This window comes from Streptomyces sp. NPDC003720, from assembly GCF_042875075.1.
Classification (GTDB): Bacteria; Actinomycetota; Actinomycetes; order Streptomycetales; family Streptomycetaceae; genus Streptomyces.
This window is the reverse complement of record NZ_JBIANZ010000003.1, coordinates 257,439-270,632: the sequence shown is the minus strand read 5'-3', so window position 1 is coordinate 270,632 and position 13,194 is coordinate 257,439. Positions and strand designations below refer to the sequence as shown.

Below are 13,194 nucleotides of genomic sequence, written 5' to 3'. Positions count from 1 at the left end.
CACAGCAGCGAGAGGTGATCGATGGGCGTCACGGACCCCGCCGGGCCGTTGATGGACCGGGACGAGGTGGACCGTGCGCTGGCGCGGCTCGGCGCGGAGCACGAGGCGATCGAGACCTCGCTGCTCGCCCTCCAGGACCACGCGGGCCGCAGACTCCTCGAAGGCGCCGAGCTGACCGGCGTCACCCGGCAGCGCTGGCAGGCCGCGGAGGCGTCGATCACCCTGCTGTGGGCGTACTTCGACGCCTACACGGCGGCGCTGCGCTCCGCCCGGGAGATCCGCGCCCGGCGCCGCTGGTCCAGCCGCGAGGACCTGGCGGAGCTGACCGAACTGCTGCGCGGCGCGTCCGTCACGGTGCCCGGGGGCGCGGACCCCGCCGGCGCCGCGAAGCTCAGCGAGAGCTTCTCGCTCACCACCATGGTCGACCGGATGAACGAGCTGTACGCCTCCTCGCTCGACCTGGTCGTCACCGCCGACGCGGTCTGGTCGGCGCTGCCCGCCCGGATCGATTTACTCGCCGCGGAGCTCCAGCGCACCCGCAGGCTCGCGCACTCGGTCGGCGTCCGCCCGGGCGAGCACGCGGCCGGTGACGACCTCGAGCGCATCACGCGCACGCTGACCGCCCTGCGCGCGGACGTGGTCTCCGACCCGCTCGCCTTCTGGGTGCGGGCCGAGGGCAGTTCGGCGCCCGGCGGCGGCCGCCCGGACACCACGGTGTACGACCGGGAGGCCCGCGCCCTGGAGGACGTGCGGCGCGAGATCGACGCGGTGCTGACGGTCCGGCAGGACGCCGAGGCGCGGCTGATCCGGCTGCGGGACGTGCTCTCCCGTGCGGACCGCACCCTCGCCGAGGCGCGCACCGCGCGCGGCGAGGTGCTGGCGAAGATCGCGGCGACCGAGGTGCCGGTGGTCAGCGGCCCGCCGACCGCGCTGCAGGAGCAGCTCGCCGCGGCCGCCGAGTACCGGCGGCACGCGCAGTGGCACCGGCTGTCCCCGCTGCTGGAGTCCCTGGAGCGGAAGGCCGAGGACGAACTGCTGCGCGCGCGTGAGTCGCTGACCGCCGTCACCGCGCCGCTCGCGATCCGCGCCGAGCTGCGCGGCCGGCTGGACGCGTACCGGGCGAAGACCACCCGCAACGGCCTCGCCGAGGACCCGCTGCTGGTCGAGCGGTACGACGCGGCCCGGCGGATGCTGTGGAGCGCCCCCTGCGACCTGCGTGTCGCCGAGCAGGCCGTGCTGCGCTACCAGCAGGCGGCGGCCGAACTGCTCGGCGCGCCGGGCGTCCCCCGCCAGGGCGGACCCGAGGACCGTAGAGGTGAGTCGTCATGAGTCAGGCACAGCGGACGTGCCAGCGGCCCGGCTGCGAGGGTTCCTACGAGGACGTCGGCGGCGGCGAGCTGTACTGCGACACCTGCGGCCTGGCCCCGGTCGTGGCGTCCGGGGGTCCCGGCTCCGGTGCGGGCATGGTCGGCTCGCCGGCCACGGGCGTCACGAAGGGCTCGGGGACGGGCGCCGGCGGCCGCAGTTCGCGCACCTCCTCGCAGTCGTCGAGGTCGCGCCGCTCGGTGTCGGGGCGGCTCTCGCGCGACCTGTCGGGCGGCTCCAGCGCCCGCTCGGTGTCGGTGCGCAGCTCCGGTTCGTCCTCCGGCGCCTCCACCCGCGGGCGGCTCGGCGCCGGACTGGTCTCGGTGCCGCAGGTGCCCCGGCCGGACCCGCGCGCGATGGTGCTGGAGAACCCGGAGGTGCCCGAGCGCAAGCGGTTCTGCTCGCGGTCCGACTGCGGGGCGCCGGTCGGGCGCTCCCGGGGCGAGCGGCCGGGGCGCACGGAGGGGTTCTGCACCAAGTGCGGGCACCCGTACTCGTTCGTGCCGAAGCTGAAGGCCGGGGACATCGTGCACGGCCAGTACGAGGTCGCGGGCTGTCTGGCGCACGGCGGCCTCGGCTGGGTCTACCTCGCCGTGGACCGGGCCGTGTCCGACCGGTGGGTGGTGCTCAAGGGCCTGCTGGACACCGGCGACCAGGACGCGATGGCGGCGGCCATCTCCGAACGTCGGTTCCTCGCGGAGATCGAGCACGCCAACATCGTGCGGATCTACAACTTCGTCGAGCACCTCGACCAGCGCACCGGTTCCCTCGACGGCTACATCGTCATGGAGTACGTCGGCGGCAAGTCGCTGAAGGAGATCGCCAACGCCCGCCGCACGCCCGACGGCAGGCGTGACCCGCTGCCGGTGGAGCAGGCCTGCGCGTACGGCATCGAGGCGCTGGAGGCGCTCGGCCACCTGCACAGCCGCAACCTGCTGTACTGCGACTTCAAGGTCGACAACGCCATCCAGACCGAGGACCAGCTCAAGCTGATCGACATGGGCGCCGTGCGCCGCATGGACGACGACGAGTCGGCGATCTACGGCACGGTCGGGTACCAGGCGCCGGAGGTCGCGGACGTCGGCCCGTCGGTGGCCAGCGACCTGTACACGGTGGGCCGTACGCTCGCCGTCCTCACCTTCGACTTCCAGGGCTACACGAACGTCTTCGTGGACTCCCTGCCCGACCCGGACAACATCGAGGTCTTCCACCGCTACGAGTCCTTCTACCGGCTCCTCGTCCGCGCCACCGACCCCGACCCGGCCCGCCGGTTCGCCTCCGCGCAGGAGATGTCGGAGCAGCTGACCGGCGTCCTCCGGGAGGTCGTCTCACTGCAGACCGGGCAGGCCAGACCGGCCCTGTCCACGCTGTTCGGGCCCGAGGTGAAGGTCGTCGACACGGAGCTGTTCCCCCGGGCGCACGGGGACGTGTCGCTGCTCGGGGCGCGTCCGGCGCGCGGCGCCGCGCCGGCGCCCGCGCTGCCCGCCCCGGCCGTCGTCAGGCCCGTGGACACGCCGGCCGCCGCCCTGGCGCTGCCGGTGCCGCTGGTCGACCCGAACGACCCCAACGCCGGTTTCCTGGCCGGGCTCATGGCGTCCGCGCCGGCCGAGCTGATCAGCGCCCTCGACGCGGCGCCCGCGCCGAGCGTGGAGTCGCGGCTGCGGCAGATCAGGGCCCGGCTGGAGAACGGCGAGCACCGGGCCGCGCTCACGGCCCTGGACGAGCTGGAGGGCGAACGGCCCGACGACTGGCGGGTGGTCTGGTACCGGGGCGTGGCGGCGCTGGTCACGGGTGACTTCGAGGGCGCCGCGCTCGGCTTCGACGCGCTCTATGACGCCTTCCCCGGCGAGGCGGCGCCCAAGCTGGCGCTCGGCCTGTGCGCCGAGGTGCTGCACCAGTTGGACAACGCGGCCGAGTACTACCGGCTGGTGTGGTCGACCGACCCGAGCTTCGTCAGCGCCGCCTTCGGACTTGCCCGGGTGCGGCTCGCGGCAGGTGACCGGCGCGGCGCCGTCGACACCCTGGAGTCGGTGCCCGAGTCGTCCATCCACTACACGGCCGCCCGGGTCGCCGCCGTCCGGGCCCGGCTGCGCGGGCGTACGCCGAGCGCCGGCGACCTGCCGTTCCTCGACGACCTGACGGCCGCCGCCGGGCAGGTCGAGGCGCTGGAGGCGTACGGTCTGGACCCGGCGCGCCGCGAGCAGTTGTCCGCCGAAGTGCTCGGCAGCGCGCTGGACTGGGTACTCTCCACAGGCCGGGACACCGCTCCGCCGGCCGCCGGCGGACGGAAGGTGCTCGGCAGCGGTCTGGACGAACGGGGCCTGCGCTTCGGCCTGGAACGCGCGTACCGCACGCTGGCCAGGGTGGCGCCCGGCGGCGAGGAGAGGATCGAGCTGGTGGAACGGGCCAACCGTTACCGCCCCCGGACGTGGGTGTAGTTGATGTCGCAGATGCCCCAGCAGGCCGCACTGGAGAAGTGCCCGAGCTGTGCCGAGCCGCTCGAGTCGGGTGACCTCTTCTGCGGCGCGTGCGGATACGACCTGTCCGTCGTGCCCGCCGTGCCGCAGGACCACCCGACCCTCACCATGACCGGCTCCGCCGGGCCGGGGGACGGCGTGGACTGGCCGGCCCCCGAGCCCGCCGGCTCCGACAGCACCCAGCCGGCGGCGCACTCGTCGACCGACGTGCCCGGCACCGACTCGGGCGGCAACGCGCTGCACCACGAGGAGCCGGCCGCGCCCGGCGTCCGCTTCGACCGGCGCCCGGAGCCCGACGAGTACCCGCTGCAGGCCCCCGACCCGCGCGCCTCGGCCGGTCCCGCCGCGCCGCCGGCACCTGCCGCTTCCGACCCGGCCGCCGCTCCCGCGCAGGTCTGCGTGGCCTGCCGGGCCGGCCGGGTGGACGACGACGGCTACTGCGAGAACTGCGGGCACGCCCAGCCCCGGGAACGCGACCGGATGGAGCGGGAGTCGGGCCCGGTGGCCGCGGTCAGCGACCGCGGCCTGCGCCACCACCGCAACGAGGACGCCTTCGGTGTCGCCCACACCGTGCTGCCCGACGGCTCGCCCGCGGCGCTGGCCATCGTGTGCGACGGCGTGTCCTCGGCGACCCGGCCGGACGAGGCGTCGATGGCCGCCTCGCAGGCGGCCGTCGACACCCTGCTGGCCGCCCTGCCGCGCGGCACCCACCCGCAGGCGGCGATGCACGAGGCGATCGTCGCCGCCGCACAGGCCGTCAACTCCCTGGCCGAGGAGCCCGAGGCGGCGCGCGAGCACGACCCGCACCAGAACTCCCCGGCGTGCACCATCGTCGGCGCGATCGTCACGGGCGGGCTGCTGGTGGTCGGCTGGGTCGGCGACAGCCGCGTCTACTGGGTGCCGGACGACCGCTCCGCTCCCCCGGCCCGGCTCACCGAGGACGACTCCTGGGCCGCGCAGATGGTCGCGGCCGGCCTGATGAGCGAGGCGCAGGCGTACGCCGACGAGCGCGCCCACGCGATCACCGGCTGGCTCGGCGCGGACGCCTACGAACTGGAGCCGCACACCGCCGCCTTCAAGCCGGACCGGCCCGGAGTCGTGCTGGTCTGCACCGACGGCCTGTGGAACTACGCCGAGACGGCCGAGGAGATGGCCGAGGCCGTGCCCGCCGACGCGGCCGCCCGTCCGCTGCACAGCGCCCGCGTTCTGGTGGGCCACGCCCTGGACGGCGGGGGCCACGACAACGTAACAGTGGCCGTCGTGCCGTTCCCCGCGGCGCCGCAGGGGGCAGGATCGGCCTGAGGCCGCACCATCACGGGGAAGCCCGGCGGACCGGAGGGGACCGGTCCGTCCACCGGCACTGCCTCGCGCCAGCGGGGCGTCACAGGGGGATCCGAACAGTCATGGCCAATTTCGCCAAACCGAGCGTGCCGCAGTTCTCGGTCGACGTGTACCAGAACGAGTACCTGCCCGAGGGCGGCCGCGAGGTCAACGCCATCGTCACCGTGACCGCCACCGGCGGCGGCACGGTGGGCGGCGCCGTCACGGCCCCGCATCCGTACCCGGCCGGCCAGGGACCCTCCGCGGCGGTCGCCGTCATGGTCGACTGCTCGGGCTCCATGGACTATCCGCCGACGAAGATGCGCAACGCCCGGGACGCCACGGCCGCCGCGATCGACACCCTGCGCGACGGGGTGCGCTTCGCGGTGGTCGGCGGCACCCACGTGGCCACGGAGGTCTACCCGGGCGGCGGGCGGCTCGCGGTCGCCGACGCCGGCACGCGCGAGCAGGCCAAGCAGGCGCTGCGCCGGCTCGCCGCGGGCGGCGGCACGGCCATCGGCACCTGGCTGCGGCTCGCCGACCGGCTGCTGTCCTCGGCGGACGTGGACATCCGGCACGGCATCCTGCTGACCGACGGCCGCAACGAGCACGAGTCGCCGCAGGACCTGCGGGCGGCGCTGGACGAGTGCGCCGGGCGGTTCACCTGTGACGCGCGTGGCGTGGGCACCGACTGGGAAGTGAAAGAAGTCACAGGCATCGCCTCCGCGCTGCTCGGCACCGCCGACATCGTCGCCGACCCGGCGGGGCTGGCCGCCGACTTCACGCGGATGATGGAGGCGGCGATGGGCAAGGAGGTCGCCGACGTGGCGCTGCGGGTGTGGACCCCGGTCGGCGCGAACCTCCGGTTCGTCAAGCAAGTGGCGCCCTCCGTCGAGGAGTTGACCGGCCGCCGCACCGAGGCGGGGCCCCGGGCCGGGGACTATCCCACCGGGTCCTGGGGCGACGAGTCCCGCGACTACCACCTGTGCGTGGAGGTCCCGGCGGCCGGTCTCGGCCAGGAGATGCTGGCCGCCCGGATCTCCCTGGTCGTGCCGCAGCCGGACGGCCAGGTGCGCAACCTCGGCGGCCAGGGCCTGGTCAGGGCGGTGTGGACGGACGACATGGCGGCCTCCACCTCGATCAGCCCCCAGGTCGCCCACTACACCGGGCAGGCCGAGCTGGCGCAGGCCATCCAGCAGGGCCTCGACCTTCGCAAAGCAGGCGATTTCGAGCGGGCGACGGCCAAACTGGGGCGCGCCGTCCAGCTCGCGAGCGCCTCGGGCAACGCCGATACTGCGAAACTCCTTTCGAAGGTGGTGGACGTGGTCGACGCCGCGACAGGTACTGTGCGGTTGAAGGCGAAGGTCGCGGAGGCCGACGAGATGACCCTCGAGACCCGGTCCACGAAGACTGTTCGTGTAAAGAAGTGACCCGCGGGAGACCGCGGGGACGACCAGGAAGAGATCCGGACGTACCGGAGGACCCTCAGGAGAAGGGGAAGCGCCGACATGCCGACCTGCCCGAACGGACACCAGTCGGGTTCCGACGACTGGTGCGAGGTCTGCGGTCACCGCATGGCCGGTGCCGTACCTCCGCCCCCTCCGCCGCCCCCGCCGGGCGGTGGCTACGGCTTCCCGCCGCAGGGCGCGCAGCCCGGCGGCCGCCCGTCCGCGCCCGGCGGCCACGAGCCGGAGCTGTGCCCGCAGTGCCGCACGCCCCGCGAGGGCGGCGCCCCGTTCTGCGAGGAGTGCCGGTGGAACTTCCTGACCAACACGGCCACTTCCTACACCCCGGCCGCCCCGCGCCCGCCGCAGCCCCGCTTCGAGCCGCCGAGCTCGACGTACGGCGGCGGTGACTCGTACGAGTACCAGGGCTCGCGGCCCTCGCAGGTGAACCGGCCCGCCGAGCCGATCCCGTCCTTCGGCAGCGAGCCGTCGGGCCCGACGCCGTTCGCCGGCGAGCGCGGCCAGTCCGGCTTCGGCGGCGGCCGGCCGCCGGCCGGTCAGCCGCCCTTCGGGGGCGTACCGGGGCAGCAGGGGCCGGGCGGTCCCGCGGGCCCCGGCGGTCCTTCCGGCTTCGGCGGCGGTCCCGGCGGCCCGGGCGGTCCGGCCGGCGGTCCGCCGCCCTTCGGCCGTGAGCCCGGTGGTCCCGGTCCGTCCGGCTTCGGCCCCGACCCCTCCCGTCCGGTTCCGCCGCCGCCCGGCCCCACCCCGCCCGCGGGTCCCGGCGGTACGGCCGGCGGTCCGCCGCAGGCCTTCCAGCAGGCCGGGGCACCCCCCTTCCCGCAGGAGACCCGCCGGCCCCCGGCCGGCGGCGGCCCCTTCGGCGGCGGTGAGGACGACTGGGTGATCTCCCCGCCGTCCGCCGGCGGCCCGGGCGCCCCGGGCGGCGGCTACGGCTACCCGCAGCCCGGCGCCACCCAGGCCCCGCCCGGTCACGGCTTCCCGCAGGCCCCGCAGGGCCCGGCCACCTGGACCGCGACCATCGGCCCGGACCGCGACTACTTCATGGCGATGATGCAGCGCTCCGGCCCCGAGGCCGCGGGCCTGAACCTGCCCGCCTACTCGCCCGAGCAGCAGCGCACGCTCACCGGCAACCAGATCACCATCGGCCGCCGTCGGCACTCCACCGGCGACACCCCCGACATCGACCTGTCGGTGCCGCCGGAAGACCCCGGCGTCTCGCACCAGCACGCGGTGCTGGTGCAGCAGCCGGACGGCAACTGGGCGGTCGTCGACCAGAACTCGACCAACGGCACCACGGTCAACGGCTCCGACGAGCCGATCCAGCCGTTCGTGCCGGTGCCGCTGCAGGACGGCGACCGGGTGCACGTGGGCGCCTGGACGACGATCACCGTCCGCAGGGGCTGAGGCGCCTCACGGGAGGGGCCAGGTGTACGGCCCCTCCGGGTCGTCCAGCCAGGCCCAGGTGCGGCCGCCGCCGACCGTGACGCCGTAGCGCTCCCGGTCGGGGCAGCCCTCGCGCTCCCACAGCGCGTGGGCCTCCCGCGGGTCCAGCACGCCCCTGGTCAGGTCCAGCAGGAAGCGGAACGGCTCCTGCTCGCGGGCCCGGCCCGGCAGCCCGCTCAGCGACACCGCCTCCGGCTCCGCCCGTCCCGCGCCGCGCAGCGGCACGAAGTAGGCGGCCGTGGGCAGGAAGCGGCCCTCGGCGTGGCCGGGGCCGCGGACGGTGAGGGCGAGCAGGCCGGTGGCCAGCGGGGTCAGGATCCGGCCCCCGGGCCGGCACTGGGCGAGCCAGGCGCCGGGCACCGTGGGCAGCCCGCACGTGGCGATGATCCGGTCGAAGGGCGCGCGATCCGGCACTCCCCGCGCGCCGTCGCCGGTGACGACGGCCGGGTGGTGGCCGGCCGCGGCCAGGTGCTGCCGGGCCGACTCGGTGATCTCCGGGTCGAGGTCGACGGTGGTGACGAGCACGTCGTCGCCGAGCCGGTGGGCGAGCAGGGCGGCGTTGTAGCCGGTGCCGGCGCCCACCTCCAGGACCCGGTCGCCGTCCTCGACGCCCAGCGCGGCCAGCATCATCGCCATCAGGGAGGGCTGACTGCTGGAGGAGAGCAGTTCGCCGTCGCGCAGCCGGGTCGCCAGCGGGGCGTCCTCGTAGGCGCCGCACACCCAGCGCTCCCGGGCCCCGGGGTCCGGGCTCTGGCCCCAGCGGCGTTCGTAGCCGCCCCTGACGCCGACGTAGTAGTACGGCACGAACAGGTGCCGGGGCACCGTCGCGAACGCCTCCCGCCACACTGGGTCCTCCGCCCAGGCGCCCTCGGCGTCGATCTCCCGCACCAGCGCGGCCCGCGCCTCGGCGGCCAGCCGCTCGATCCCCGCGTCGTAGGCGCACATACCCCCACAGTAGGGGCGCGGGGCGTCCGGGAACCCCAGGCGGAGGGGTCCTGGGCCTCGGGTCCTCGGTCACCGGGTCTGAGAGCATGGACGGGTGAATGAGATTCGGCGCGGCACGCTTCAGGAGCAGACGTTCTACGAGCAGGTCGGCGGGGAGGAGACCTTCCGTCGGCTCGTCCACCGTTTCTACGAGGGGGTCGCCGAGGACCCGCTCCTGCGGCCGATGTACCCGGAGGAGGACCTGGGCCCGGCCGAGGACCGGCTGACCCTGTTCCTCATCCAGTACTGGGGCGGCCCCAGCACCTACAGCGAGAACCGCGGCCACCCGCGGCTGCGCATGCGGCACGTGCCGTTCACGGTGAACCGCGCCGCGCACGACGCCTGGCTGAGGCACATGCGGGTCGCCGTCGACGAGCTCGGCCTGGCCGAGGAGCACGAGCGGACGCTGTGGAACTACCTGACGTACGCGGCGCAGTCGATGATCAACACCCCCGAATGACCGTCTGAATCCCGGATTCCGGTCGTTCCGCGCCGGATTCCGGTCACGATCCGGTATAGACCGGTCGGCAACCGGTTACCCGTGACCGTCCCCCTCTGCGAGCATCACCGGGATCGATCGACAGAGCGCTTGCGGAAGTCCGGACGACACGGGGGTCGGGTGACGGGGTTCGTCGTGTCACGCGCGCGGGCACACCGCCTGCTGCTCGGCTCCGCCCTGCTCACGGTCCTGCTGACCACCGCCGTGCTGGCCACGCTCACGGCGTACTCGGGCGCGATCGGGGACGCGGCGCTGCGCCATGTGCTGAACGACCCGCGCAACGCGGCCGCCACCGCCCTGATCGTCAAGGCCGACGTCCCCGCCGAGGAGCAGGCCGGCGCCGGCACCGCCGTACGGCAGGGCGCCCGGACGGCCTTCGACGGGCTGCCGGTCACCGTGCGGACGCTGCGCCGCTCCGGCCCGTACGCGCTCCCCCTGTCCCTGCGGCCGGCCGCGCGGCGCTCCGGAGACCCGGACCTGACCTACTTCGCGGCGCTGGACCACACCCAGGTGCGGACCACCGCCGGGCGGCTCCCGGGCCGGAGGGCCGGCGAGATCGAGGTGGCCCTCCCGCAGGCCGCCGCCCGGCCGCTCGGTCTCGAGCCCGGCGACCGGCTCACCCTCGCCGACCGGCTCGGCGACCGCCGGGTCCGGGTGCGCGTCACCGGGCTGTACCGGCCCGCCGCCACCGGCGCGCCGTACTGGCGGCTGGACGACCTGCTCGGCCGCGGTGTGAAGAAGGCCGGCTTCACCACGTACGGTCCGCTGCTCGCCGATCCCTCGGTCCTCGCCGGCGGGCGGGTGAGCACCGGCGCGACGGCCTGGCTGGCGTCGGCCGACTTCGGCGCGATGACCACCGGGCGCACGGGGGAACTGCGCGAGGCCGCGGGGGCGGGCGGCGGGAAGCTGCGCAAGGCCGCCGCCCTGCGCGGTGCGACGGCGGTGACGACCTCGCTCCCGGACGTGCTGGACCGCGTCGACCGCTCGCTGCTCGTCGCCCGCTCCACGCTGCTGATCGTCGCGCTCCAGCTGGTGCTGCTCGGCGGGTACGCGCTGCTGCTGGTGGCCCGGCTGCTGGGCGCAGAACGGGCCGCGGAGACCCGGCTGCTCAGGGCGCGCGGCGCGTCCCGCCCCAGGATCGCGGCCCTCGCCGGGGCCGAGGCGCTGCTGCTCGCCCTCCCCGCGGCCCTCTGCGCGCCGTTCCTCGCCGGACCGCTCACCGCCCTGCTCACCGCACACGGCCCGCTGGCCCGTCTCGGCCTGCGCCTCGACCTCCCGCCCGCCGGGAGCCCCGGGGTGTGGCTGGTGGCGGTGGCGGTGGCCCTGGGCTGCGCGCTGACGGTGACCCTCCCGGCGCTGACGGGCGCCGGCACGGAACCGTCCGGTCGCCGCGGGCGGCGCGGCGCGGAGTCCGGCCGGACGCGCGGTCCGCGCGCCCCCCGCTTCCGTGTGCGCCGTTCCGCGGGCCCGCCCGGCGCCCGGCCCCGCCGCGCGGGCGGCGGTCTCGTCCCCACCCCGCTCCGCGCGGGCGCCGACCTGGGTCTGCTCGCCGTGGCCGGGGTCGCCTACTGGCAGTTGCGGCAGCAGGGCTCCGGGGGCGTCGCCACCGACCGGTCGGGATCGCTCGGGGTGGATCCGCTGCTGGTCGCCGCGCCCGCGCTGGCGCTGCTCGCCGGGACGGTCCTCACCCTGCGGCTGCTGCCGCCGGTGGCACGGCTCGCGGAACGGTGGGCGGCGGCCGGGCGCGGGCTGCCCGCGGCGCTGGCCGGCTGGCAGTTCAGCCGCCGCACCGCGCGCGCGGCGGGGCCCGTGCTGCTGCTGGTCCTCGCCGTCGCGCTCGGCATCCTGGCCATCGGCCAGAGCGCCTCCTGGAACCGCTCGCAGGACGACCAGGCCGACTTCCGCGCCGGGGCGCCGGTGCGGGTGCTGGACGCCGGGCAGGGCGGACCCGGCCGTACGGACGCCTACGCGGCCCTGCCGCACGTCCGCGGGGCGGTGCCCGTCGTACGCGCCGAGCAGGGCCTGTCCGGTGACCGTACGGCGACCGTGCTGGCCCTGGACACCGCGCACGCGGCGAACGCGCTGCTGATGCGCCCGGACCTGGCCGACGAACCGGTGCGGTCGCTGATGGCCGGGCTGACGCCGAAGGACACCCCGGTGGGGGCCCGGGTGCCGGCCCGCACCGCCCGGCTGCGGCTGACGGCGAGCCTGCGCAGCTCCACCGGCCCCGGTACGACCGCCGAGGCGTCGGTCCGGCTGGAGGACGCGGCCGGGGTGCCGTACTGGTTGCCGGCCGGGCTGCTGCCCGCCGACGGCCGCCCGCACGCCCTCGTCCTCGACCTCGGCTCCGCCGACGGCCCGGCGCTGCTCACCGGGCTCCGGCTCGACATGCCCCAGCCCGCCGAGCGCGCCGAGCGGCACCGGTTCACGGTCCGCGACCTGACCGCCGAGGGCACCGACGGCACCAGGCGCCCGCTCACCCTGCCGACGTCCTGGACCACGGCCGTGGAGACCGGCGGCATGGCCGTCCCGTCCTCGCGCACCGACCCCGCCCGGCCCCGCACCGTCTCCACCCGTCCGCCGACGTTCTCCTACGGCACCGGTTACCTGCCGGACGCCGACATCTGGACGGTCGCCACGGTGTCCGTGCGGTTCCAGGTGACGCGGCCCGCGCCGCCCGAGGTGCGGGCCGTCGCGACCGACCGGTTCCTGGCCTCCGCGGGCGCCCGCACCGGACAGCGGCTGGACGTCGTCATCGGCGGCGAGAGCCTGCCGGTGCGGATCGTCCGTTCGGTACGGGCGCTGCCCTCCACCGGAACGCCGGCCGCCTCCGCCGACCACGACGGCGGCGCGGTCCTGGTCGACCTGCGCGCCGCGAACCGGGCGCTGCAGGCGCGGTACGGGGAGAGCGCCACCCCGAACGAGTGGTGGCTGCGGACCGCGCCCGGCGACGCGGCCCGGGTGGCCGCCGCGGTGCGGGCGCTGCCGGACGTCGACCCGGAACAGGTGGTGGTCCGCGACGAGATCGCCGCCGAGCTGCGCGACGACCCCTTCGGCGCCGGACCCACGGCCGCGTTCACCGCGGCCGCCGCGGTGGCGGCCGCGCTCGCCGCCGTCGGCTTCGCGGTGGGCGCCGCCGGGTCGCTGCGGGTACGCGAGACGGACTTCGCCGTGCTGCGCGCCCTCGGCGCCCCGCGCCGCCGGCTGGCCCGGACGGTCGCCGCCGAACTCGCCGTACTGGTGGGCCTGGCGCTCGTGGTGGGCGCCGTCCTCGGCACCGTACTGGCCCGTGGGGTGCTGCCGTTGATCGTGCTGACCGGCGAGGCCACTCGGCCCGTGCCCGGGCTGCTGGTGCTCCTGCCTCCCGGGCAGGTGGCGTTGCTGCTGGCCGGCGTCGCCGCCGCGCCCCTGGCGGTCGCCGTCGTGACCGCCCTGCGCCGGAGCGATCCGGCCCGGGCGCTGCGTGAACAGGGGGGTGAGTGACGTGCGTTCCGCACCGGCCGTCGTCGCGCCCGGGCAGGTGGCGTTGCTGCCGGCCGGCGTCGCCGCCGCGCCCCTGGCGGTCGCCGTCGTGACCGCCCTGCGCCGGAGCGATCCGGCCCGGGCGCTGCGTGAACAGGGGGGTGAGTGACGTGCGTTC

General features: G+C 76.1%; 9 protein-coding genes. 8 read left to right on the top strand and 1 reads right to left on the bottom strand.

Features of this window, described 5'->3' with window-relative positions; all coding sequences use genetic code 11:
- The first annotated feature begins 21 nt into the window (after window positions 1-21).
- From ACFYU0_RS10135 to ACFYU0_RS10115, 5 genes are all read left to right on the top strand, one after another.
- The gene (locus ACFYU0_RS10135) at window positions 22-1,329 is read left to right on the top strand and encodes a hypothetical protein (RefSeq protein WP_389299399.1); all 1,308 of its coding nucleotides are present in this window, start codon (window positions 22-24) and stop codon (window positions 1,327-1,329) included.
- Window positions 1,326-3,803, top strand: coding sequence for a tetratricopeptide repeat protein (locus ACFYU0_RS10130; RefSeq protein ID WP_389299398.1), 2,478 nt, complete (start codon window positions 1,326-1,328; stop codon window positions 3,801-3,803). The genes ACFYU0_RS10135 and ACFYU0_RS10130 overlap by 4 nt, the downstream gene beginning before the upstream one ends.
- Window positions 3,804-3,806: 3 nt before the next feature.
- Entirely contained in the window at window positions 3,807-5,144 is a 1,338-nt protein-coding gene (locus ACFYU0_RS10125) for a PP2C family serine/threonine-protein phosphatase (RefSeq protein ID WP_389299395.1), read from the top strand.
- A 101-nt stretch (window positions 5,145-5,245) separates the two neighbouring features.
- Window positions 5,246-6,592: a VWA domain-containing protein gene (locus ACFYU0_RS10120; protein ID WP_389299392.1), complete on the top strand. Its 1,347-nt coding sequence runs from the start codon at window positions 5,246-5,248 to the stop codon at window positions 6,590-6,592.
- A gap of 78 nt (window positions 6,593-6,670) precedes the next feature.
- Window positions 6,671-8,032 carry an FHA domain-containing protein gene (locus ACFYU0_RS10115; protein WP_389299389.1) on the top strand — a complete coding sequence of 454 codons (1,362 nt, stop codon included), beginning with the start codon at window positions 6,671-6,673 and terminating at the stop codon, window positions 8,030-8,032.
- Window positions 8,033-8,038: 6 nt separating this feature from the next.
- Here the strand turns inward: ACFYU0_RS10115 and ACFYU0_RS10110 are convergent, their stop codons facing one another.
- Entirely contained in the window at window positions 8,039-9,016 is a 978-nt protein-coding gene (locus ACFYU0_RS10110; protein ID WP_389299386.1) for a methyltransferase domain-containing protein, read from the bottom strand.
- A 94-nt stretch (window positions 9,017-9,110) separates the two neighbouring features.
- Between ACFYU0_RS10110 and ACFYU0_RS10105 the strand changes: the two genes are divergently transcribed.
- From ACFYU0_RS10105 to ACFYU0_RS10095, 3 genes are all read left to right on the top strand, one after another.
- Window positions 9,111-9,515, top strand: a complete 405-nt coding sequence (locus tag ACFYU0_RS10105) for a globin (protein ID WP_351659144.1) — start codon at window positions 9,111-9,113, stop codon at window positions 9,513-9,515.
- A 159-nt stretch (window positions 9,516-9,674) separates the two neighbouring features.
- Window positions 9,675-13,037 carry an FtsX-like permease family protein gene (locus ACFYU0_RS10100; RefSeq protein ID WP_389299384.1) on the top strand — a complete coding sequence of 1,121 codons (3,363 nt, stop codon included), beginning with the start codon at window positions 9,675-9,677 and terminating at the stop codon, window positions 13,035-13,037.
- 1 nt (window position 13,038) lies between these two features.
- The gene (locus tag ACFYU0_RS10095) at window positions 13,039-13,185 is read left to right on the top strand and encodes a hypothetical protein (RefSeq protein ID WP_389299381.1); all 147 of its coding nucleotides are present in this window, start codon (window positions 13,039-13,041) and stop codon (window positions 13,183-13,185) included.
- Window positions 13,186-13,194 lie beyond the last annotated feature (9 nt).